22 protein-coding genes and 2 tRNA genes are annotated in these 23,343 nt (G+C 62.1%); 23 read left to right on the forward strand and 1 reads right to left on the reverse strand.

From position 1 onward, the window contains the following. The first annotated feature begins 11 nt into the window (after window positions 1-11). From GX515_09785 to GX515_09840, 12 genes are all read left to right on the forward strand, one after another. Window positions 12-395, forward strand: coding sequence for an S-adenosylmethionine decarboxylase proenzyme (locus tag GX515_09785; protein HHY33281.1), 384 nt, complete (start codon window positions 12-14; stop codon window positions 393-395). Window positions 396-621: 226 nt separating this feature from the next. After that, window positions 622-1,695: a M42 family metallopeptidase gene (locus tag GX515_09790; protein HHY33282.1), complete on the forward strand. Its 1,074-nt coding sequence runs from the start codon at window positions 622-624 to the stop codon at window positions 1,693-1,695. 48 nt (window positions 1,696-1,743) lie between these two features. Further along, window positions 1,744-3,240 carry a DUF4139 domain-containing protein gene (locus tag GX515_09795; GenBank protein HHY33283.1) on the forward strand — a complete coding sequence of 499 codons (1,497 nt, stop codon included), beginning with the start codon at window positions 1,744-1,746 and terminating at the stop codon, window positions 3,238-3,240. 108 nt (window positions 3,241-3,348) lie between these two features. Beyond that, the gene (locus GX515_09800; protein ID HHY33284.1) at window positions 3,349-3,591 is read left to right on the forward strand and encodes a hypothetical protein; all 243 of its coding nucleotides are present in this window, start codon (window positions 3,349-3,351) and stop codon (window positions 3,589-3,591) included. A 254-nt stretch (window positions 3,592-3,845) separates the two neighbouring features. Beyond that, the gene (locus tag GX515_09805) at window positions 3,846-4,712 is read left to right on the forward strand and encodes a hypothetical protein (protein HHY33285.1); all 867 of its coding nucleotides are present in this window, start codon (window positions 3,846-3,848) and stop codon (window positions 4,710-4,712) included. Between the two features lie 65 nt (window positions 4,713-4,777). Beyond that, window positions 4,778-5,359 (forward strand): GTP cyclohydrolase I FolE, encoded by a 582-nt coding sequence (gene folE / locus GX515_09810; GenBank protein ID HHY33286.1) that lies wholly within the window; start codon window positions 4,778-4,780, stop codon window positions 5,357-5,359. Between the two features lie 223 nt (window positions 5,360-5,582). Next, window positions 5,583-7,061 carry a stage IV sporulation protein A gene (spoIVA, locus tag GX515_09815; protein ID HHY33287.1) on the forward strand — a complete coding sequence of 493 codons (1,479 nt, stop codon included), beginning with the start codon at window positions 5,583-5,585 and terminating at the stop codon, window positions 7,059-7,061. Window positions 7,062-7,348: 287 nt separating this feature from the next. Next, window positions 7,349-7,624, forward strand: coding sequence for an HU family DNA-binding protein (locus GX515_09820; protein ID HHY33288.1), 276 nt, complete (start codon window positions 7,349-7,351; stop codon window positions 7,622-7,624). Window positions 7,625-7,761: 137 nt separating this feature from the next. Next, window positions 7,762-7,839 (forward strand) — tRNA-Pro (locus GX515_09825). Window positions 7,840-8,237: 398 nt separating this feature from the next. Continuing rightward, window positions 8,238-8,585 carry an acylphosphatase gene (locus GX515_09830; protein HHY33289.1) on the forward strand — a complete coding sequence of 116 codons (348 nt, stop codon included), beginning with the start codon at window positions 8,238-8,240 and terminating at the stop codon, window positions 8,583-8,585. 122 nt (window positions 8,586-8,707) lie between these two features. Next, complete coding sequence (locus GX515_09835; protein HHY33290.1) at window positions 8,708-9,538, forward strand: patatin family protein; 831 nt, start codon at window positions 8,708-8,710, stop codon at window positions 9,536-9,538. A gap of 226 nt (window positions 9,539-9,764) precedes the next feature. Next, window positions 9,765-9,849: transfer RNA gene (locus GX515_09840), tRNA-Leu, on the forward strand. A 240-nt stretch (window positions 9,850-10,089) separates the two neighbouring features. Here GX515_09840 and GX515_09845 read toward each other — a convergent pair. Then, complete coding sequence (locus GX515_09845; protein ID HHY33291.1) at window positions 10,090-10,542, reverse strand: hypothetical protein; 453 nt, start codon at window positions 10,540-10,542, stop codon at window positions 10,090-10,092. A gap of 927 nt (window positions 10,543-11,469) precedes the next feature. On the opposite strand from GX515_09845, the gene GX515_09850 reads away from it, so the two are divergent. The 11 genes from GX515_09850 to GX515_09900 all read left to right on the forward strand — a co-directional run bounded on the left by GX515_09850 (window position 11,470) and on the right by GX515_09900 (window position 23,340). Further along, window positions 11,470-12,609, forward strand: coding sequence for an ABC transporter substrate-binding protein (locus tag GX515_09850; protein ID HHY33292.1), 1,140 nt, complete (start codon window positions 11,470-11,472; stop codon window positions 12,607-12,609). Window positions 12,610-12,939: 330 nt separating this feature from the next. Continuing rightward, window positions 12,940-13,833: a branched-chain amino acid ABC transporter permease gene (locus GX515_09855; GenBank protein HHY33293.1), complete on the forward strand. Its 894-nt coding sequence runs from the start codon at window positions 12,940-12,942 to the stop codon at window positions 13,831-13,833. A gap of 3 nt (window positions 13,834-13,836) precedes the next feature. Next, on the forward strand, window positions 13,837-15,138 hold the full coding sequence (locus GX515_09860; GenBank protein ID HHY33294.1) for a branched-chain amino acid ABC transporter permease: 1,302 nt from the start codon (window positions 13,837-13,839) through the stop codon (window positions 15,136-15,138). Between the two features lie 57 nt (window positions 15,139-15,195). After that, window positions 15,196-15,948 (forward strand): ABC transporter ATP-binding protein, encoded by a 753-nt coding sequence (locus GX515_09865; protein HHY33295.1) that lies wholly within the window; start codon window positions 15,196-15,198, stop codon window positions 15,946-15,948. Continuing rightward, window positions 15,932-16,645, forward strand: a complete 714-nt coding sequence (locus GX515_09870; protein HHY33296.1) for an ABC transporter ATP-binding protein — start codon at window positions 15,932-15,934, stop codon at window positions 16,643-16,645. The genes GX515_09865 and GX515_09870 overlap by 17 nt, the downstream gene beginning before the upstream one ends. 52 nt (window positions 16,646-16,697) lie before the next feature. Continuing rightward, a complete protein-coding gene (locus GX515_09875) occupies window positions 16,698-17,948 on the forward strand; it encodes a serine hydroxymethyltransferase (GenBank protein HHY33297.1) in 1,251 nt (416 codons plus the stop codon). Window positions 17,949-18,417: 469 nt separating this feature from the next. Then, complete coding sequence (locus GX515_09880; GenBank protein HHY33298.1) at window positions 18,418-19,533, forward strand: branched-chain amino acid ABC transporter substrate-binding protein; 1,116 nt, start codon at window positions 18,418-18,420, stop codon at window positions 19,531-19,533. Between the two features lie 148 nt (window positions 19,534-19,681). Further along, window positions 19,682-20,587, forward strand: coding sequence for a branched-chain amino acid ABC transporter permease (locus GX515_09885; GenBank protein ID HHY33299.1), 906 nt, complete (start codon window positions 19,682-19,684; stop codon window positions 20,585-20,587). 152 nt (window positions 20,588-20,739) lie between these two features. Beyond that, entirely contained in the window at window positions 20,740-21,627 is an 888-nt protein-coding gene (locus tag GX515_09890) for a branched-chain amino acid ABC transporter permease (protein ID HHY33300.1), read from the forward strand. Then, a complete protein-coding gene (locus tag GX515_09895) occupies window positions 21,627-22,535 on the forward strand; it encodes an ABC transporter ATP-binding protein (GenBank protein ID HHY33301.1) in 909 nt (302 codons plus the stop codon). The genes GX515_09890 and GX515_09895 overlap by 1 nt, the downstream gene beginning before the upstream one ends. A gap of 1 nt (window position 22,536) precedes the next feature. Next, window positions 22,537-23,340, forward strand: a complete 804-nt coding sequence (locus GX515_09900) for an ABC transporter ATP-binding protein (protein HHY33302.1) — start codon at window positions 22,537-22,539, stop codon at window positions 23,338-23,340. The last annotated feature ends 3 nt before the right edge of the window (window positions 23,341-23,343 follow it).

Consider the following 23,343-nt stretch of genomic DNA (forward strand, 5'->3'; position numbering starts at 1 on the left):
CGGGACTTTGGATGGCAAACACTTTGGGGCGTCATATCCTGTGCGAGGCGTACGAGTGTGACCCTGAGGTGCTTGACAACATCGAAGCCGTTCGGGAGATCATGGTAGACGCTGCTTTGCGGGCAGGAGCTGAGATCCGCGAGGTGGCGTTTCATAAATTCAGCCCTCAGGGCGTGAGTGGTGTGGTGGTCATATCCGAGTCACACCTGGCCATCCACACCTGGCCCGAGCACAGGTATGCTGCAGTCGATGTGTTTACGTGTGGGGAGAAGGTGGACCCCATGGTCGCGTGCCGCTACATTCGTGACCAGTTCAAGGCCCGCCGAATCATAGCTTCCGAGGTGAAAAGGGGGATCTTCGACGAGCACGACGTGACGAAGATCTCCCCAGGGTAGCATCGTTCGAGGGCATCAAGCAGGCACATCGGATGTGCCGAAAGGAGTCCCGTCGGGGAACGAGCGGTTCGTTCCCCGTTTTTTTTGCCAGGGTGGCGTGCCAAGAACGTGTCCTGCCGTATAGGCCATGGGCAAAGCAGGATAGGACTGAGAGGTGGCGAACTAACCAGGAGAAACGGCATGCGGCGGGCACGCCCCGCCAGCTTGCGGAGGAGGGTTTGCGCCGATGGATGCAATTGCGAAGATGCTCAAAGAGCTCTCAGAGGCCCCCGGTGTGTCAGGCTATGAGAGAGAGGTACGGAAGATCATCAGAAGGTATGTTGAGCCGTACGCTGCGATCGAGCAGGACCGGCTGGGGAGCCTCGTGGCGCGCCGCACGGGAACGGGAGACCGGCCCAGGGTGATGCTGGCCGCCCACATGGACGAGATCGGGTTCATGGTCAAGTCCATTACCCCCGAGGGCTTTTTGCGGTTCCTGCCTCTCGGCGGGTGGTTCGACCAAGTCATGCTAGCGCAGAGGGTCGTTGTCAAGACCGCGTCCGGTGACGTGCCCGGCATCATCGGCTCGAAGCCGCCTCACCTTCTCACCGAAGAGGAGCGTAAGAAGGTCGTTGAGAAAAAGGAGATGTTCATAGACGTAGGGGCCACGAGCTTCGATCAAGCCACGAACGAGTTCGGCATCCGTCCGGGAGATCCCGTGATCCCGGAGAGCGGTTTTCAGATCCTCAAGAATGAGAAAGTATACATGGGCAAAGCGTGGGACGACAGGGTCGGTTGCGCAATCCTCATTGACGTGCTCAGGAATCTCCATGCCGCGACCCATCCCAACACGGTCTACGCCGTGGCCACAGTGCAGGAAGAGGTAGGGCTGCGTGGCGCCGAGACCAGCTCAGACGTGGTCGACCCCGATGTCGCGTTCGCACTCGAGGTTGGCATCGCCAACGATACTCCGGGAGGCGACAAGGAGAAGGTCCAGGAGCGGATGGGCGCGGGTCCCGTCATCCTCATATATGACCGGTCTCTAGTCCCCAACATCAAGCTTCGCGACCTCGTCATCGATACCGCAAAAGCCCACGACATCCCGTACCAGATAGACTTCATGGAGGGAGGAGCGGCCGATACCGGCAGGATCCACCTACACGGTCGCGGTGTTCCGTCCGTGGTCATCGGCGTCCCGTCGCGCTACATACACAGCCACGCTTCCCTCATAAACCGAGACGACTACGATCGCACCGTGGCCCTTGTCACGGAGGTCATAAAGCGGCTCGATGCCGCAACAGTGGCTGAGCTCGTGAGCTAGGCCTACGTCCGCGCCGGACGTCGCATTCCGAGTCTTGGAGTCTGAGTCTTGGAGTCTCGAGGGGGGATCAACGTGAGGGGTCGAAGGCGCATTTCCATTCTCCCGCTCCTTGCGGCCGCAGCACTTGTGTTCCTCGCGCTTGGAGGGCCTTGCGCCGCAGGCGCCCAGAGCCCGGCGCCCGTTGCCAAGGATGCGGGCGCGAGCGTAGAGGTCGGTCCTGAGCAGCAAAGAAACGTGTCCCTCACCATCTACGATAACCTCGCCCTCGTGCGCGACGAGCGTCTCGTGCCGCTGAACCAGGGTACGAGCGCAGTGAGGTTTTCCCAGGTCGCGCGGGAACTGGACCCATCCTCGGTCCGCTTGGTTTCACTGACTGCGCCCGGCGACCTCAAGGTGCTCGAGCAAAGTTTCGAGTACGACCTGGCGAGCAGAGATAGGGTCCTCAAGAAGTACATCGGGAAAGAAATCGAGGTCAACCAGGACGGTGTCATTCTTCCGGCACGCCTCCTTGCCGTGGACTCCCAGGGCCAGCTCACCGTGGAGATGTACGATGACCGGATCGTATTCGTGCCACCGAGCAATGTCAGGCTTCCCGAGTTGCCATCGGGCCTCGTCCTTCAGCCCACCCTCGTGTGGTACGTGGACGCGCGTTCGACGGCCGACCACATTGTTGAGGCCGACTATCTCACAGGCGGGATAAGCTGGCGCGCGGACTACATCTGCGTGCTGGACGCGAAGGAAAAGTTCGCGTCCGTCGACGGGTGGGTTACGCTTGATAACAAAAGCGGGGCCACATACCCGAACGCTTCGCTGAAGCTCGTAGCGGGCGAAGTGCGCACTACGCAGGATCAGGCCGCCTTCAAGGCTGTGCAGATGCGCGCGCCCACCGTGCTCGCGGAGGCTGGCGTCGAGGAGCAGCCCGTTTTCGAATACCACTCGTACGAGCTCGCACGCCGGACCACGCTTGCCGACAATGAGCAGAAACAGATCGGCCTCCTCTCGGCAGCGAGCGTGCCCATAAGCAAGTCATACGTCTTCGAGGTTGCAGACGGGCATTATGGGTACGAAACATACGCCGGAAAGAAGGAAACCGGGGACGTCAAGATCATCGTAGAGTTCCAGAACAAGGCCGCCGCGGGGCTGGGCATCCCGCTTCCAGCGGGAAAGGTGCGTGTGTACAAAGCCTCGGCCGACAAGAGAGTCGACTTCGTAGGAGAGGATACCATCGAACACACCCCTCGCGACGAAACCGTGCGCCTGTACGTGGGGAACGCTTTCGACCTCGTGGGGGAACGCACGGTCACAGATTACAAGAAAACTGGGACCAATTCATACGAGGAGGCGTGCTGCATCAGACTTCGGAACCACAAGGACGAGGACGTCGAGATCACGGCCCTCGAGCGGTTTGCGGGGGAATGGACGATCCTGAGCTGCGTTCCGTCCTCGTACCAGAAACTGGACGCGAGCACTGCCGCGTTCAAGGTCAAGGTGCCCAAAGGGAAGGAAGTCGAGATCCTCTACCGGGTCCGGGTCATCGGCGGCTAGCCCGCGAAATAGGATAGTAGCGGGAGCAGCGCTTCGAGGTCCAGGCGCGAAACCGCTGGTCGGTGGACGCCAGACGCTGGGAATGAGATCAATCAGGGAGGGATGGCCATGACCTACTATCTGATTGACGATGTCGAGGGATTTCGGCAAAGCGTCGTGGGCACCGTCATCGTGGACGTGGATGTCCGGACAAGCGAGGCAGGGCCGCAGGACCCAGGTTATTGGGAAGAAGTTCTCATTACCCTCGACTCCGGTTACGTGATCCACTTCTCCAGCACGTTCTCGGAGGAGTTCAAGCAGAAGCATCACATAGGGGGTTTTCCGCGCGGCGCGGATCACAATTACCATTGAGAGAGCCACCCTCGGGCTTCATAGAACGGACATGGGCGGCGCCGCACATGCGTCGCTCTGTGGAGCCGTCGGGCGGGGTCGGTCGCGTGGGGGCCGGCTCCGCCCGCGGGCTTTTCGGAGAAAGAGGGTTGTGGGCAGCGACCGCGAATGGCTTGCCCGGTGAGCTGGCGTTGTTGTGCGGCCGCGCTTGTATGAGTAATGAGTGACACGCTTGGGAGACAGGCGCGTGTGGATGGAAAGGGGAGATTGCCGGGGTGAAGACCACGCCGAGACCTGCCGACGAGCTTCTTGGGGAGGGAGATTACTACGTCGCAGAGCGCGCGTTTCCCCCAGCGCGCGTTTCTGTGGACGACGTGCGGGACAGGCTCCGTCGCAATCTCAAGCTTGTGCGGGGAATCGGGCCGAAGACCGAGGAGAAACTGAAGGCTCACGGGTACGAGGATCTTGCGTGCTTGTCGGGGCACCGGCGCTTCGGCGAGGCGGCGCGCGGTGTGCTTGCGGCGATCGAGAGACGCGACTGCGAGTTCCTTGCTAGGTGCGGCGCCTCGGAGCTCGATCTCCTCGGGTTCTACCCCGTGACAGACATCGCGCTTGTTGACATCGAGACAACCGGCCTCTACAGCACGCAGCCGCTCTTCCTTGTGGGCGTCATGCGCTTTGTGGACGACGGAAACCTTCTGCTGCGCCAGTACCTTGCAAGATCGTACGAAGAGGAAGCCCATGTGCTCGTGGTGGTCCGTGAGGAGCTTGGGAGGCTCCCCGTGATCACGACCTACAACGGGCGCAGGTTCGACATCCCGTACATGCGCGACCGCATGGCCTTCCACGGAATCGAGTACGGGCCGTGCCAGCTGCACCTGGACCTGCTCAGAATCGTTCGGCGTCTCTACCGCCAGGCGCTGCCCGACTGCAGGCTCGTGACCGTAGCGGAACACCTCGTTGGCCACGTGCGCCACGGCGACATCCCGGGCTACATGATCCCCGAGGTCTACCACGAGTTCGTGAGGACCAGGAATCCCATCCTGATACGCCCGATCCTCGAGCACAACGCAATGGACCTTCGCGCGCTTGCGCTCATCCTCGGGAGCATCATAGCTGACCGCGCGCAGGCGGGAGGATGAGCGCCGGCATCGGAGGGCGCCCCGGCGCCGGCCGGGGTGGCGCGGATGCTCAAAGGGAAGCTGATATGAGGGGGTACGCGCAATTGGACGAAGCAAGGATTATGAGGGCGGTACGGGACATTCTCGAGGCGATCGGAGAGGACCCGGACCGCGAGGGCCTGCGGGAGACTCCGCGACGGATCGCGAAAATGTGTGAGGAGATATTCTGCGGGGTCGGCAAGGACCCGCGCGAGCTTCTCACGCCGGTGTTCAACGAGCACCACGAGGAAATGGTCATCATCAAGGACATCCCGTTCTATTCCGTGTGCGAACACCATCTCCTGCCATTCCATGGCAAGGCCCACGTGGCGTATTTGCCGAAGGGGGGACGTGTCGTCGGCCTGAGCAAGCTCGCGAGGGTGGTCGAGACCGTCGCGAGACGGCCGCAGCTCCAGGAAAGGCTCACGAGCGAGGTCGCTGACATGATCGACGACGCGCTCAAGCCCCACGGTGTGGTGGTGGTGATCGAGGCCGAGCACATGTGCATGTCGATGCGCGGCGTGACCAAGCCGGGCAGCATCGCAGTGACATCCGCGGTGCGCGGCCTGTTCCGCAAGGACGTCGCCGCGAGAGCCGAGGCCTTCTCCTTGATCAAGGGCCAGGCGTAAGTGCGGGCGCAGGAGACCGTCGAGCTTCTCCAGGGGCCTCGCGGGCCAGGTCGTGCCGAGGCATCGCGCTCGGGGCCCCGTTTCTGAGCGCGCCACCGACCGGCAGCAGACGGCGTTGCGGGTTCGTCCGCCGTTTTCGAAGCCTGGGTAATAATCATCTCCTCCGGTCATATACATTATTCTGAAAGCCGGGTGCGACCCGGTGCCGGGGGAGGGAGCCGGTATGGAGACGTTCGATATCTTCCAGGACATCGCGACACGTACAGGCGGCGACATCTACATTGGAGTGGTCGGGCCGGTCAGAACGGGGAAGTCCACATTCATCAAGCGTTTCATGGACCTCCTGGTCCTCCCGAGGATCGCCGACGTGTACGACAAACAACGCTCGGTGGACGAACTGCCGCAAAGCGGGGGCGGCAGGACCATCATGACGACCGAGCCGAAATTCGTGCCGAGCGAGGCCGTGGAAGTCGAGATCGAGGACAACGTCAAGGTCCGGGTGAGGCTCGTTGACTGCGTCGGTTATACTGTGAGGGGAGCGCTCGGATACGAGGATGAGGCCGGCCCCAGGATGGTCGTCACGCCCTGGTTTGACCATGAGATCCCGTTCGAGGAGGCGGCGGAGTTCGGGACGCGGAAGGTCATAACTGACCACTCAACAATCGGCCTCGTAGTGCTCACAGACGGATCGATCACGGAGATCCCGAGAGAGAATTACGTCCCCGCGGAGCAACGAGTCATCGCCGAGCTTCGCGACCTTCACAAACCTTTCGTGGCAGTCCTCAACTCGGCGGCGCCATGGTCGAGAGAGGTCCAGAACCTTGCGTCGGAGCTGGCCGACAAGTATCAGGTACCGGTCATCCCCCTCGATTGCATGCGGATGGACGTCGAGGACGTCAAAGGGGTCCTGCGTGAAGTGCTATACGAATTCCCCGTCCGCGAGGTAAACGTGAGGCTGCCCGTATGGCTCAGCGAGCTTGCGGAGGACCATTGGCTCAGGCAGAGGTTCCAGCAGGCTGTGGTGGGCACGGTGAAGGAGGTCAAGAGAATACGCGACATACACGCGGTTGTCGATAAGCTGTCCCAGGAAGAATTCGTCTCAGAGGCGAATCTCACCACCATGGAGCTTGGCACGGGCACCGTGGTCATCGACCTTGAGGCCCCGAGAAGCCTCTTCTTCCAGGTAGTGCAGGAGGTGAGCGGCCTCGAGGTGGAGGGCGATCACCACCTCCTGCGCCTCATGAAGGAGCTCTCGGTTGCGAAGAGGGAATACGACAAGGTGGCGGACGGTCTGCGAGACGCGCGCGAGCTGGGGTACGGCATAGTGATGCCGCTCCTCGACGAGCTCACGTTCGAAGAGCCGGAGCTCATCAGGCAGGGGAGCCGATTCGGCGTGAGGCTCAAGGCGTCGGCCCCGTCCATCCACATGATCCGGGCGAACATCGAGACGGAGGTCACGACGAACGTAGGCACCGAAAGGCAAGGAGAGGAGCTTGTCAGGCGACTGTCAGAGGAATTCGAGAAAGACCCCGACCGCATCTGGAACACCGACTTCCTCGGCAAGTCCCTGCATGAGCTGGTGAAGGAAGGCATCGAGAGCAAGCTTTATCGGATGCCCGAGAACGCCCAGCAAAAGCTGCAGGAAACCCTCCAGAAGATCGTGAACGAGGGCAGTGGAGGACTCATCTGCATAATCCTGTGAGGCCTGCTGAAGCTCACGTGAGGCCGGGCAAATGGCACGCTTCGGGCAGAGAGAGCCAAGGCCGCCGCGGAGACGACTGCGGGCTTGCCAAATCCTCGACGCCCGGCTGTTGTGCGAGCACCGACAATCCCGGTGCGCTCACGTAAAGGGATGAAAACTCGTGTCACCATCCCTGGGACTGGGATGAGAAGGCCGGCACGAACGGCGAAGGCGGGCCGCATGAGGCGGCCCGCCTTTATAAATCCTGCTTGAAGTGGGCAACATACCTGCGAAAGGAGGTTTCCGGAATGACCAAGACTGAGCTGGTTGACAAAGTTGCAGCCAAAACCGGTTTCACAAAGAAGGACTCCGGGCGAGTGGTCGACGCGGTGTTTGAATCCATCTCGGAAGCCCTTGCCGCAGGGGAAAAGGTGTCTCTCGTGGGCTTCGGGAGCTTTGAAACACGAAAGAGGGCGGCCAGGGCAGGCAGAGACCCAAGAACTGGCAAGACCATCCGAATCGCGGCGAGGACGGTGCCGGTTTTCAAGGCCGGCAAGACTCTCAAAGACGCCGTCGCCAAATGAGGCCGGCTTGAGCCTGCCTCATCCCGATCGAGCTCGACCCGCCCCGAGCCCCATGGTCAAACTCGGGGTTGCGGCCACGCCATCGATCTGGTATAATTCTCTTGGACCGTGAAGACGCGGGCAAGCTAGAGTTTGGTCGGGGCGTGGCGCAGTTTGGCTAGCGCGCCTGAATGGGGTTCAGGAGGTCGCGAGTTCAAGTCTCGCCGCTCCGACCAGTTTTATGTACCCAATAGCCCTCACGGGTCGGGGACCGGCGTGTGGGCGAAGGGGCACTGAGGCACGTCGAGAGCCGCCGTGGCAGGGTTGCCAGGCGGCTCTGTTTTTCCGAGGCCGGCTCGCGCCCCGCCGGCCCCGTGTTCACGCTCGGACGAAACGAGGGCCGACGGTGACGGCTGAGTTGAGGTGGGAGAGGCAAGTTCACAACATGGTGAGAAATGGCTCTCTCCTTCAGAATATGGCCTTTGCCATAATCCCCTCGCATCAACCGTGGGACCGTCGGCAGTTATAGTCATGCCCGGGGCTTGAAGGTTTTACTCACGTCCGTGCAGAATTCCACGCTGAACATTATGGGATTACAACCATTAAAAGGCAGAGACGGCGACATATGGTAGGGATGGGTAGAGGTCAGGACAACGGTACGAGCCGGGGCAACGAGCCGAACGGCAATGACTGGCAATGGCTGGGGGACGCCATGAGGGTAGAGGTGACGCTCACCGGGAGGGTCCAGGGAGTCGGATTCCGGGGGTTCGCTCAAAGACATGCGATGTCCCTCGGCCTCCGCGGGTGGGTAAGAAACCGGTATGACGGGGCGGTGGAGGTCGTGGCTGAGGGAGAGCGATACAAGCTCGAACGCTTCATCGCGCTCCTCCGGGAGGGACCGCCTTGGGCAAGGGTCGACGACGTGGAAGTCCGGTGGTCTGAATACCGGGGAGAGTTCGCGTCCTTCGGGGTGCGGGGATGACGCGGAAGGCAGGCGGACGGGGACCGACGGGGACAGCGGTGGTCAGCCGTCTGCATTCGACCAGGGGGCCCGCGCGGCACACGTGACGTGATGAGAGGTTGCGCAAGGAGGACAGAAGACTGATGTCGGTCGGCGAAGATGCCGGGTCCAGATGTTTGTGCAAGCGCGGCGTAGGTCTCGCCCTTGGTTCCGGAGCAGCAAGAGGGCTCGCCCACATAGGCGTGCTGAAGGTGCTGGAGCGCGAGGGAATCGAGGTCAAAGCTATCTCCGGGGCCAGTATGGGCGCCCTCGTCGGCGGGCTCTATGCAGCGGGGATGCCCCTGTCTGAGATGGAAAGATATGCGCTCGCCGTGACGAGGCGGTCCGTGCTTGCATGGATAGATCCAATACCCCCGAAGCAAGGGTTCATCATGGGCAAGAAGATCGAGGAGCTCCTGCGCTCGTTCATTGGGGACGTGGATTTCTCCGAGCTCAGAATCCCGCTGGCCGTGGCTGCGGCGGACATCCTCACGGGTGAGGAGGTCATCCTCCGCGAAGGAGATGTTGTTGACGCCATACGCGCCAGCATCTCCATCCCGGTGGTGTTCGTGCCCGTCCAGTTGGGCCGCAGGATGCTCGTGGACGGCGGGGTCGTCAATCCTGTGCCAGTCGACTACATCCGCATGCTCGACAGATCCGCCGTCTCGGTTGCCGTGAGCGTGCTTCCCAAGCTCGAGCGCAAGCAGGTGGAGAAGCCCGGCACGGTCGACATAATCCTCAACACCCTCGACATCATGCAGATTCGGCTGTTCGAGGCAAGGCGGGGAGAGGCGAAGGTGGTGATCGAGCCGGACGTCGCGTTTGCCACGGGCGTGGAGTTTTGGGAAGCCCGCCAGATCATCGCAAGGGGCGAGGAGGCAGCTCTCGACGCGCTGCCTAGCATCAGGAAAGCTCTCGGCGGGCTCCCGTGGTAGAGCTAGGACTCTCACCGGCACCGCCAGGGCGGGGGCGGTGGCGGGCGCGGGCACGGCGGGCATCTCACGTCGACCGTCCAGGCGCCCGTTCGGCGCCCGGCATCATTGACCTTGCCCCAGTCATCTGCTAGAATACGTTGTGAAGGCAGCGACGGGGCGCGGAGGAGCCCGCCCAACCGGGTACGCCGCGCAACACAACAACCCAGGAGAGTCACAGGTTTACGGTGCGAGAGTGGCGGAACGGCAGACGCGCCAGACTTAGGATCTGGTGGGTAATCCCCGTACGGGTTCAAATCCCGTCTCTCGCACCAACATTTGTCAACCCACAGCTATCCGGCAGTTTCAGCCCTTCCTGCCCAATCTTTCCGCAGCGGGTTTTCCATCTCGAAAAGGCGGATGTTGTGGGCCAAACCAAGTGTGCAAAACCACGTCAGGGAAGAATCCACCGGGCCCGCCAAGTGGGCCCCCAAGTCTCCTCCTTTCGCGTGCAACCTCAAAGGCGAGGAGCGGCCGGACGAAGGCGCAACGCAGCGGCCGTCCGCTCCTGGCGTTCACTCCGCACCCACGAAGTAAAGCTCCTGCCACCTCGTTTCCCTGATGGGATTGAGGGAGCTTGCAATTACGATCCTGAACGTGGTGACATTGGCGATCGCGCTCGCATCAAACGCAAGAGCGTATGCCTGGGTCTGGCCTGGACGGATCACGAAACCGACCGGCTCGATCGCTCGGATCGAGACGCTCGTCGACGTGGCCAACTCATCTCCGTCAGGACCGTACGCGTGGCCGACGATCCCGGCATAATGCACGTCGGCGCCCCCGATGTTCGTGATCTTGCCCTTGAGAACGGCGCTGCCGCTCCCGTCGTTCGGGATGTACGTGACCTGAGTCCACAGAATGCTGGGCCCCGTGTTCACGGTACAGCCGGCCACAAGGGCAATCGTGCAGAACGCCACTGACGCAAGTGCGCAAATCCTTGTCGAGGGTCTCCATCGCATGAGTCGCATGAAACGTGTCCTCCTTTTCTGGTCTGTCTGGGAGAAATGCGCTTCCTTAGAGTATTCTGCATGCATGTGCTCGGCCCTCCCGATAGGCGGGCGGGGTTCTCGCAGATGTCACTCGCCAACATAGTGCAATGCGCCCGGGCTGTCCCCCGCGCGGGGGCGCCTTCTTGGCACGACACGTCTAAGTATGTCGCCAAACGCTCGGGCTACTCTTCGGCGGTGGGCCTGGCTAGGGCCATCGGCCTCGCCCTCCGGGGACGGCGCGCTTGCGGTGTGCCTCGCTCGAATTCGGCGCGGGAGACATCCGAATTCTCCACGTCTCGTCGTGCAACCACCCGCAACCCTGACTCCGTCGAGAAAGGAGACGAAGACTCATGGCGCCATGCTTAGACCAGGCATGTGCTCCATGCAGCGTGCCACCACTCACCGCTCGCAGACGCCGCGCGGCCCGAATGGCCGCCCACCACGGCTGCCGGCACACGCGCCATGCCGAGAGACAGACGCCTGGGCGTGCCCACCGCGGCTATTCGCTTGAATGTGTCCGGCACCCTCCTGGATGGTAGAAAAGCCTCGGTGGCAGAAAAGCCGGTATAGAAGGATTCCGGGGTGACGTGGCGAAATACCTGACTTGTTTAAGGCGACGCAGCAGGCGGTCACGGGCCGCACGCTGGCAAAAGGCTCCCGGGGAGTGCGCTACGTCCCCTTTCCCGCAGCGGCAAGAGGGCAATGCCTCGGAAGCAAGAGGCCGCGCCCAGCGGCTCCCGCCCAAGACGCGTAAGGCAGGGGGTGAAAAGAGCCTGAGAGATACAACAGCAAAAGCCTGACTTGCCTGATGGAGAGTGTGTCCCGAGCAAGAGAAGGTCCGAGAAGAGATGGGCCCGGCCCGGACAGCTCGCGTGCCGGTCCCGGAGCAAAGGAGGAGCCATCACCGTGAGAAGGTCGATTCAGGCAGTCTTGGGAGTAACCCTCTTGGTCCTCTTGACTTCCATCGCAGCGTTCGCACAGAGCACCGAGCCCATCAAGATCGGCGTTTACGAGCCGATGACCGGTGCGATGGCCGCCGGTGGTCAGATGACCTGGGAAGGCATCGCGCTCGCCCAGGAGATGCAACCGACTGTCCTCGGGAGACAGATCAAGCTGATTCTCGTGGACAACAAGAGCGACAAAGTTGAATCCGCGAACGCGGTAGCCCGCCTCGTCGAGCAGGAAAAGGTCGTCGCAATCATAGGGAGCTACGGGAGCTCCAACTCCATCGCCGGCGGTGATGTCGCTGAGAAGGCCGGCATCCCAATGGTGACCGACTCCGCCACGAACCCCCTCGTGACGCAGGGCAAGAAGTACGTGTTCCGCGCATGTTTCATCGACCCGTTCCAGGGCGAAGTGATGGCCAAGTACGTGTTCAACAACCTCAAGCTAAAGAAAGTGGCCATCCTGAAGGACGTTGCCCAGGATTACTCAGTAGGGCTCGCCAACTACTTCAAGAAGACGTTCACGGCACTGACGGGTGACCCGAAGAGCATAGTCGCCGAGGTCGCATACCAAACGGGTGACCAGGACTTTACGGCCCAGCTCACCCAGGTGATATCGGCCAAGGCCGAGGCTCTCTTCGTCCCGGGTTACTTCGGTGACGCGGCGCTCATAGCCAAGCAGCTCCGACAGCTCGGCAGCAACATTCCCATCCTTGGCGGCGACGCTCTCGATGCACCGGAGCTCATGAGCATCGGCGGTAAGGCGGTGGAGGGCCTCACGATAAGTTCCTTCTACAGCGCCGAGGCACCTGCCAACGAGGTCGCGAAGAATTTCGTGGCAGCTTACAAGAAGAAGTATGGGAAAGAGCCCAACGCCAACGCGGCCCTGGGCTTCGACACGTACAACATGGTGGTCGACGCCATCCGCCGGGCAGGCTCCACGAACCCGAAAGCGATCAGGGACGCCCTCGCCACCACAAAGGGCTTTGTGGGCGTGACCGGAACCATTACGATCGATGAGAACGGCAACGCCACCAAGGACGCTGTCATCCTCAGGGTTCAGAACGGCGTCTTCCGTTACGTGACTACGATCCATCCGTAGCGCCACGGCACGCAGGCCGTTGGCATCACCGCGTTCTGGAATGTGGAATGCGTTCTCTGACGGGCTGCCGGCAATCCCTTGAAATCCGCCGAGAGGGGTCAGGATCAGGCCGCTTGCTGCACGGGCCGAGCCCCGACAAAGCACGGCCAGCCTGGGGCGTCGGGCGCCCCCTCCCCGGGCCCGACATCGGTGAGCCGGCAACCGCTCGAAATGTGGCAAGGACGAACGCGGCCTTGCACGGTGCTCCGGGGGCGGCGGCCTCCGCCCCCGGGTGGCATCGCCCATCGTCCGGTAGCGAGGTCGCCCGTCGTCTGTTCGGGAGGTGGAGCTTTGACCTGGGTCGTGTTTCTTCAAAACGTGGCTAACGGCCTTTCACTTGGCAGCCTTTACGCGCTCGTGGCCATCGGGTACACTATGGTCTACGGTATCCTGCGGCTGATCAACTTTGCTCACGGCGACATCTTCATGCTGGGCGCGTACGCCCTTTTCTATCTCGTGCTCGTGTTCACCCTCCCTTGGTGGGTGTCGTTTGCAGCCGCCATCGTGATAACCGCGATAATGGGCGTCCTGGTGGAACGGGCGGCGTACCGTCCCCTCCGGAACGCGCCTCGCATCTCGGCTCTCATTTCAGCCATAGGCGTGTCGTTTTTCCTGGAGAACGTGGGCCTCGTAGTTTTCGGCGGCCGCCCGAAGCCGTTTGCCGTGCCGCAGTTCTTCACTCAAGACCACAGCATAGGCGCGGTGCGCGTCATGAACCTGACGTGGGTCATCCCGCTTCTCTCAATGGTTCTTCTACTGGGCCTCATGTACCTTGTGTACCGCACCAAGGCCGGGCTTGCGATGAGGGCCATATCCTACGACATGGAGACGTCCAGGCTCATGGCCATCGACGTGAACAAGACGATCTCCCTGACGTTCGCGGTGGGCTCAGCGCTTGCGGCAGCGGGCGGGATCATGTGGGCGCTCAAGTACCCCCAGATCAACCCACTGATGGGCATCATCCCTGGCCTGAAGGCGTTTATCGCGGCGGTGCTTGGCGGCATTGGCAGCATCCCCGGTGCGATGCTCGGCGGGTTTCTCCTCGGGATGATGGAGATTATGCTGGTCGCGTTCCTGCCGGCTTTATCAGGTTTTCGCGACGCGTTCGCGTTTCTCGTCCTCATAGTGATTCTGCTGGTGAAGCCCTCAGGGCTGATGGGCCAGGAAGTAAAGGAAAAGGTGTGAGCAATGGTAGGAGATGTGGAACACGCCTTCTCGTATCGTGACCCTTCAGTCGTCGCCAGGCGCGCCCGTCTGAAGCTCGCTTGCAACCTGGTCAGCCTGGCGCTGGCGGCGGCGCTCATCCACTGGCTGCAGCGCAACCTTGGCGACTACCCCCTCCGGATCCTCAACCTTGCCGCCATCAACGTGATCCTCGCAGTGAGCCTCAACCTCATCTACGGCTTCACCGGGATGTTCTCTCTCGGTCACGCCGGGTTCATGGCTGTGGGCGCGTACGTCGCCGCTCTCCTGACACTGCCGCAGGCGACCAAGGACGTCATCTTCCTCATGGCCCCCCTGGCATGGCCGTTCAACGTGCTGTCGGCGCCGCCACTCGTCGCCGTGATTGCAGGGGGGCTTGTGGCAGGCGTTGCCGCTTTTCTCATCGGGCTCCCGGTCCTCAGGCTTCGCGGCGATTATCTGGGCATAGCCACCCTCGGATTCGCTGAGATAATCCGGGTGGTAGCCAACAACATCCCCTCGGTCACCAACGGTGCGCTCGGCCTCAAGGGTATCCCGGGCTTCGCCAACAACCTTTGGTGGACGTGGGGATGGGCGGCCTTTACCGTCTGGTTCATTTCAAGGCTCGTCAGCTCCGCGCACGGCAAGGCCTTCCTCGCGATCCGCGAGGACGAGGTGGCTGCCGAGATAATGGGCGTTAGGGTCACCTATCACAAGACTGTTTCCTTCGTCACCGGCGCCGTGTTCGCGGGCATCGGCGGAGCCCTCCTCGGGAGTCTTACGAGCACCATAGACCCGAAGACATTCGGCTTCATGCTCACGTTCAACATCCTCATAATCGTGGTGGCCGGCGGGCTCGGGAGCATAACCGGGTCGATAGTGACCGCCTTGCTGTACACGGTTCTCCTTGAGGCTCTCCGGCCGATCGAGGCCGGGTGGAGGCTGGGTCCTCTTGTGGTCCCGGAGATCCCCGGCTTGCGCATGGTAGTGTTTTCGTTGGTTTTGCTCGTCATAATCCTCTTTTATCAAAGAGGCCTTTTCGGCGGCAGGGAGTTTTCGTGGGACTGGCTGGTGAACAGGCTGGAACGACGGGCCCGAGCCACCACCCGCGGGGAAACGCCGTCCGCCCTGCGTGCCCGGCAGCCAGAACCGTACAGGCCGAGCACTCGTGCCGACACGCGCGATAAGTCGATGTCCCATGGCATGGGGCAGGCAGCAAGCGGGCAGGGCGGCACGAACGACGACCGTGATGCGCTGACTGACGAGGCCGGGAGAGACGCCTCCGGGCAGCAGTCGAAACTGACTTGAGGGAGGGACGTGAGAGCTTTGGCGGCCACTGACGTGCTTCGTCTAGACCACGTAACGATGAGGTTCGGGGGCCTTGTCGCCGTCAGCGATTGCAATCTAGCCCTGACCCGCGGCGAGTTGGTGGGGCTCATAGGTCCAAACGGCGCCGGAAAGACCACGGTGTTCAACGTCATCACTGGGGTTTATAGGCCGACGCAAGGGCACGTGTTCTTCGAAGGCCGGGACATCACGGGGATGAGGCCGGACCTCGTGTGCGCGCTGGGGATCGCGCGCACTTTCCAGAACATCCGTCTCATGAAGTCGCTGAGCGTTGTGGACAATGTGCTCATCGGGCATAGGTGCCATCTGAGATCCTCGCTTGCCGCCGCGGTCCTCCGCTTGCCAGGATACGTGCGCGAGGAGAACCTGCTCTACGAGGAGTCCCTCAGGCTCCTCGATGACCTCGGTTTGCTCAGATACAAAGACGCTCCGGCAGGGAGCCTTCCATACGGGGAACAGCGCAGGGTGGAGATCGCCCGCGCGCTCGCGACCAGACCGCGCCTGCTCCTGCTCGACGAGCCAGCGGCGGGCATGAATCCAAATGAGAGCCAGGCGCTCGTGAGGTTCATCAGGGACGTGCTCGCGAGGTTCGACCTCACCATTCTCCTCATCGAGCACGACATGAGCGTCATCATGGAGGTGTGCGACCGTATCATGGTCCTCGACCACGGCGAGACCATCGCCGAGGGCACATCGGCGGAGATCCAGGCGAACCCGCGCGTTATCGAGGCCTACCTGGGGGTCGGGTACAAACATGCTGGAAATTACTGATCTGAACGTGTTTTACGGTGGTATACACGCGGTGAAGGACGTTTCCATGCGCGTGGAGCCTGGGCAGATCGTGACGCTCATCGGCGCGAACGGAGCCGGCAAGAGCAGCACGCTCCGGGCAATCGCCGGGCTCGTCCAGCCGCGAAGCGGGAGCATTCGGTTCCGGGGCAAGGAGATCGTCGGCCGCCCCACGGAAGCGATCATCAAGTCTGGCCTCACCCTTGTGCCGGAGGGAAGGAGGGTGTTTCCCAACCTAACGGTGCGCGAGAACCTCGATCTCGGTGCGTTCGGGCGCAGCGACCGGGCCGGGATCGCGAAGGACATCGAATGGGTATTCCACCTCTTCCCACGCCTCGAGGAGAGACAACAGCAGAAGGCCGGCACGTTATCTGGTGGCGAGCAACAGATGCTTGCGCTCGGTCGCGCGCTCATGTCGCGGCCGGCGTTGCTCATGATGGACGAACCTTCGCTCGGGCTCGCGCCTGTCCTCATAGAGAGCATTTTCCAAGTGATTCAAAAGATACGGGCCGAGGGCACGACCATTCTGCTTATCGAGCAAAACGCGTTCGCGGCTTTAAACACTGCTGATACGGGTTACGTCCTTGAAAACGGGAGGATCGTCATGGCCGGCACGGGCGCCGAGTTGCTGGCCAACGAGGACATCCAAGCCGCTTACCTGGGCAGAAAGAAAACATGAGCGTAGAGGTCGAAGTCGAGCAGTCATGCATATTCAGTAAAGGACGGTGGAAATGGACGTGCACACGCTCGGTTACATCGATCCCGAACTTGCGGCCGCGATCAATGGTGAGCTTCAGCGTCAAGACAACACCATCGAGCTCATAGCCTCAGAGAACATAGTGCCCCCCGCGATCCTCGAGGTCCAGGGCTCGGTCCTCACCAACAAGTATGCAGAAGGGTACCCCGGGCACCGCTACCACGGGGGCTGCAAGTACATGGATGAGGTAGAGACGCTCGCCATCGAACGGGCAAAGCGCCTCTTCGGCGCGGAGCACGCCAACGTTCAGCCCCATTCGGGCGTCAACGCGAACCTTGCGGTCTTCGTGGCAACCCTGAAGCCGGGCGACGCGATCCTGGGGATGGATCTCAAGCAGGGTGGGCACCTATCCCACGGGAGCGCCGTGAATGTGTCTGGCAAGTACTACCGCACCTTCGCGTACGGGCTCGACCCCGAAAGCGAGCGCATCGACTATGACCAGGTCCGCGATCTCGCCATTCGTCACCGGCCTCGGCTTCTCATAGCGGGGGCGAGTGCCTATCCGAGGGTCATAGATTTCGAGCGCTTCCGCCAGATCGCCGATGAGTCAGGGAGCCTCCTCCTCGTCGACATGGCTCACATCGCGGGGCTTGTCGCGGGCGGTGTGCATCCTAGCCCCGTCCCGTACGCGGACTTCGTTACGTCCACGACCACGAAAACCATGCGAGGAGCTCGGGGCGGGTTCATTCTATGCCGTGCTGAGCACGCGAAGGCGATCGATAGCGCTATCTTCCCTGGTATTCAGGGCGGGCCGATCATGCAGAACGTAGCGGCGAAGGCTCTCACGTTCAAGCTCGCCGCCACAGCCGAATTTCGGGCGTATGCAGCCCAGATCGTGAGGAACGCCCAGGCGATGGCGGCCCGCTTCCAGGAGCGTGGGCTGAAGCTCGTCACGGACGGGACGGACAACCATTTGATGCTCCTGGACCTGCGTAACCTCGCCGGCAGGGGCGTGACAGGCCACAGCGCTGAGCAGGCGCTCGCCGAGGTGGGGATCGCCGTGAACAAGAACCTCATACCGGGCGACCCGCAGAAGCCCACCGTGACGAGCGGGGTACGTATCGGCACGGCGGCCATAACCTCGCGGGGATTCAAAGAGGACGAGGCCGCGGTCGTGGCGGACCTCATTGCGGACATCTTGCTTAACCCGTCTTGCGCCGTGGGCGAACGCGCTCGCCGATTGGTCCAGGATCTCTGCAGGAAACATCCGATATATCAGTGCTAAGTGGAGGTGCAAGACGCTTCAGATTAGTGGAAGGGGTTGCCGGTGATTGCGCGGCGCGTGTCAAAACCCGGCCTGTCAGGCCAGCGGCCGGGCTTTGTCAGGGCGTCCCGCTCGGGGTGCCATCCCCGAGTGCAGCATTCGCCACCCTGCAACTGCTGGCGACGAGGCCAAAGCTAACGCACCCCCGCTTCGCCCGGGCTCGACCCGCGCCTGCCCGCCTGCAATTCTTCTGCCAAATGGTCAACCGAAAGGAGGACTCTCCCGGAACGGGACGAATAAGTATGCTTAATATCGTCCCCACGTAGGGAACATGCGTGTCCGAGGGGTACCCGGAGAAGGAGCACGTCGAAGACGAGGAAACCTTGCGGGGCGGACGGGCGCATGCTGACGCCGGCGGGGGAGGAGATCGACAGGAGGTGCTTGAGAAGTGAGAGGTCGTCGGTCACATGTGTGTTTATTCCTTCTAGCGATGATTCTCGGACTGGGGTTAGGGTACGGGAGCCTTGCGTTTGCCGCGAAGGAACCCATCCGAATAGGCCTCCAGGCGCCCATCACCGGCCAGTGGGCATATGAGGGCGAAATGGCGTTGAATTGCGTGCAGATCGTCGCGGACGAGATCAACGCCAGGGGCGGCATCCTTGGACGTCCCATCGAGATCGTTCCGGGCGACGACCAGTGCAGCCCAAAGCAGAGCGCGCTGGTCGCTCAGCGGATGTTGAGCGAGAAGGTCGTCGCGGTGATAGGCACGTACGGCTCGTCCGTGACCGAGCCTGCGGCGACGATCTACGAGCGTGCTGGGCTGCTTAACATCGCGTACGGTTCTACGGCCGAGCAGCTCACGTCCCACGGTTGGAAGTTTTTCTTCCGCACGTGTTTCCGTGACGATCGCCAGGGCGCCTTCTTCGCGCAGTTTGTAAACAACACGCTCAAGCTCAAGAGGGTCGCGATCCTTCATGACAACACCACGTTCGCAAAGGGGCTCGCCGAGGCGGCCCGCCGCTCGCTCGAGCAGGCGAAGAAGGCCGAGATCGTGTTTTACGACGCCGTGACGCCGGGCGAGAGGGATTTCACGCCTGTGCTCAGCCGCATGCAGACCGCAAGGCCCGAGGTGGTGTACTACACGGGGTACTACCCGGAGGCAGGCCTCATCATCAGGCAGATGAGAGATCTCGGCAGCAAGGCGGTTTTCGTGGGCGGCAACGCCGCGATCAACGACGAGTTCATCAGCATCGCCGGGATCGAGATAGCGAAAGGCGCGCTCATGACGCAGGAGCCTATGCCGACAGACCTGCGGTACCCCGAGGCAAAGCCGTTCCTGGATGAGTACGTGCGCCGTCACAAGGCCCCGCCGAGCAGTCCGTGGCCTGTGTACGCCGCGGACGCCCTCAAGGTGATCGCCGCTGCGATCGAGGCGACCGGTTCCACGGATTCCAAGGTGCTCGCGGATTATATTCGGAAGGACATGAAGGATCTTCCCGGCATCACCGGCCCCATCTCGTTTGACGACGCGGGAGACAGGGAAGGGGCCATCTACCTGGCGTACGAAGTAACCGCTGATGGGAAGTTCAAGCCATACCAGCCGTAGCCAGCAACGCGCAGGGGCTGCACACAAAGGTTGCGCGCGGCAGGCAGGCGCCCTGCCCGCAACCTGAGACTCGCACTGGGACTCGCATTTGAAACGGAGGTGACGGCACGGAGACCCGCGTCTTGGACGGGTCCTCCGTGCCGATGGTATGGCTTTGTTCATAGAGCAACTCGTCAACGGCCTCACTGTAGGCGCGGTGTACGCGTTGGTGGCCCTGGGGTACACCATGGTGTACGGCGTCATGCGGCTCATCAACTTCGCCCATGGTGACCTCTTCATGCTTGGGTCATACCTTGGATTCACCTTGCTCGTAAGCACGTTTGTCGGCAGTTCTCTGCCTTTGTGGGCCGCTCTTGTCGTGACCGTGGTCGTGTCCGCTGTCGGCATAGCTGCACTCGGGGTGCTGGTGGAACGGGCCGCCTACCGGCCGCTGCGCAGGTCAAACCGCTTGACCGCCGTCGTCTCCGCCATGGGGGTTTCGATCTTCCTCCAAAATGCGGCGATGCTCATTTGGGGGCCGCGCTACCGCGCATATCCATCGTGGGCCGTCCCTGATCTGCGGTGGGAAATCGGAGCCTTCCACATAAGTCTCATGCAGGTGTTGATTCTCGCCGTGTCCCTTGTCCTGATGGCAGGGTTGTATCTATTCGTACAGCGCACAACGGTCGGAGCGGCCATCCGCGCCACGGCCATCGACCATGACACCGCAAGGCTCATGGGCATCGACGTGGACCAGATCATCCGGCTCATCTTCATTATCGGGCCTGGTCTCGGCGCAGTGGCAGGGGTGTTGCTGGGCTTGTACTACCGCCAGATCCACTTCACCGTGGGATGGTCGTACGGATTGAAGGCTTTCACCGCGGCGATCCTCGGAGGCATCGGAAACATACCAGGAGCCATGGTGGGCGGGTTGCTGCTCGGGATCTTGGAGATGCTTGGCGCAGGCTACATCTCGGCAGCATGGAAAGATGTCTTCGTGTTTCTCATCCTGATCATGCTCCTCATCTTCCGTCCCACGGGGCTCCTAGGCGAACGTGTCGCGGAGAAGGTCTAGCTCAGGACCCAGACTGTGAGGTGGTATCGTTGCGTCTCGGACCAGGCCTTTCCATAAGGCACCGCAGGACCGCGCCCAAGGCGCCGGCATTTCCCAGGCGCACCCCGGCTTTGGTCACTGCGGCCATCGCCGCAGCCGCCGTGCTCTTTCCGATGGTCGCAAGCGACTACTGGATAGACGTCGCCGTTTTCTGGGGTATCTACGTGCTCCTCGGCCTGAGCCTCAACATCATCGTCGGCGAGGTCGGGCTGTTCGATATGGGTCACATGGCGTTTTTCGCCATTGGGGCGTACACCACGGCCATACTAAGCGCACGCTTTGGCATCTCGCTGTGGCTCCTCCTCCCGTTGAGCGGGATCGTTGCAGGGCTCGCAGGCCATGTTTTGGCGCGGCCCATCATTCATCTTCGGGGAGACTACCTCCTCATAGCTACCATAGGCCTTAACGAGATGGTGCGCATCAGCCTCCTCAACAATCCCTGGGGACTCACCGGGGGTCCGAACGGCATAATCATGCTCGACCAGTTCCGTATATTCGGGCTCGCAGTGCAGAGGCCCACGCACTTTTACTACCTTGTGTGGACGTGCGTGGCGGCAAGCATGCTCGCTCTGGTTAGGCTGCAGCGCTCGCGAATAGGCCGCGCGTGGAACTTCATCCGGGAGGATGAGGTGGCTGCCGAGGCCATGGGCGTCGACGTCAGGCGGGCCAAACTCCTGGCGTTCACGCTGGGGGCGGGCCTCGCGGGCGCCGCGGGCACGATCTTCGCTGCCAAATTGGTGGTGATCTCGCCAGAGAGCTTTACGTTCATGGAGTCGGTGATACTCTTCTGCATCGTGATTCTCGGGGGGATGGGCTCGATCCCCGGAGTGGTCCTGGGGTCCGCGGCCATGCTGGTGCTCCCCGAGATCCTGCGCAACTTCGCCCAATACCGCATGTTGTTCTTCGGAGCTGCCATGGCCCTCATGATGATCTTCCGCCCCCAGGGGCTCTGGCCCAGCAAGCGGTGGTCGACGAAGTTGCAGGAGGGTGAAGGTGAGTGATGGACGGCGCACGCGGTGAGAACCGGGAGCGGGGTGCGGCAAACCAAGGGACGGGCAATGGCATCATCCTCAAGCTTAAGGGCGTGAGCAAGCGGTTCGGCGGTCTCCGCGCCGTGGACGGCTTCGATCTCGACGTCCGCGAGGGCAGCATCACGAGCCTCATAGGGCCGAACGGAGCTGGCAAGACAACCGTCTTCAACCTCGTAACAGGCATCTACCGGCCCGACGAGGGAAGCATCTCGTTTGCTGGACGCGAGCTTGTCGGCAAGCTGCCCCACGAGGTCGCGGAGGCAGGCATCGCACGCACGTTTCAGACGCTGCGCCTTTTCGAGAACCTGACGTGTTTCGAGAACGTGCTCGCGGGCCAGCATTGCAGGGGCAGGGCAGGGGTGATCGCGTCCATCCTCAGAACTCCGGCCCAGCGTAAGGAGGAGGACCGCATGCGAGGTGAGGCCGAGCGATGCCTTCGTCAGATGGGCCTGTGGGGATGTCGCGACGAGCTTGCGCGCAACCTCCCTTACGGCAACCGCAGGCGGCTCGAAATAGCACGGGCGTTGGCCACGCGGCCGCGCCTGCTCATCCTCGATGAGCCCGCGGGAGGTCTGAACGAGGAAGAGACAGCCGGGCTCATGGACCTCATCGAGGAGATCAGGGCCTCGGGGATCACCGTTTTCCTTATCGAGCACGACATGCAGGTGGTTATGGGAGTATCGGACCTGGTGGCCGTAATGGACAACGGGCAAAAGATCAGCGAGGGGACCCCGGAGGAGGTCCAGCACGATCCCCGCGTGATCGAGGCGTACCTGGGCACGGGGGACGACCTCGAAGAGCCCGACACGAGCGAAGGCGACAATGACGCCGGAGCCACCGGCGAAGGCACCGGCCGCGTAAGCGTGAAGGTGGATTGACATGAGCCTGCTTGAGCTTGAGGACGTTCGCGTATCATATGGAAACGTTGAAGCGGTGAAGGGCATCACCCTGAGCGTCGACGAGGGAGAGACCGTGACCCTGCTCGGCGCAAACGGGGCGGGCAAGACCACGACCCTTCGGGCTGTCTCCGGGCTTCTGCGGCCGCGCGGCGGGCAGATCCGCCTGGACGGCCGGGAGATCAACGCTCTGCCTGCTCACAAGATAGTAGAGCTGGGCGTCGCGCACGTGCCCGAGGGGCGCCGGGTGTTCGCCACGCTTACCGTCGAGGAGAACCTTAACCTTGGAGCCTATAAGCACCGCCGCGACCGCGCTCGGGTCGAGGCAGGGAGGGATCGAGCGTACCGGCTTTTCCCGAGGCTTGCCGAGCGCCGGAACCAACTCGCGGGCACCCTGTCCGGAGGCGAACAGCAGATGCTCGCCATCGCTCGGGGGCTCATGGCGAATCCGAGGGTGCTCCTCTTGGACGAACCCTCACTCGGGCTCGCACCCAAGCTCGTGCAGGAAATATTCCGCACGATCCGGGAGATCAATCGCGAGGGCGTGACCATTCTCCTCGTCGAGCAGAACGCTAGGATCGCGCTCCACGTGGCGCACAGGGCCTACGTGCTCGAGACCGGTCGCATCGTGCTTGCCGGGCCATCGCGGGAACTCCGCGAAGACCCCAGGGTCCAGCAGGCGTACCTGGGAGTGGGCAAGAGGATCGCTGCAGCTCGCCGGGCAACGCGCGAAGGAGCCGGAAGCGGCATCGAGCAACCGGCACCGGACGCGAGAAGTCGCGTCTGATGC

Source organism: Bacillota bacterium (assembly GCA_012842395.1).
GTDB lineage: Bacteria > Bacillota > SHA-98 > UBA4971 > UBA4971 > UBA6256.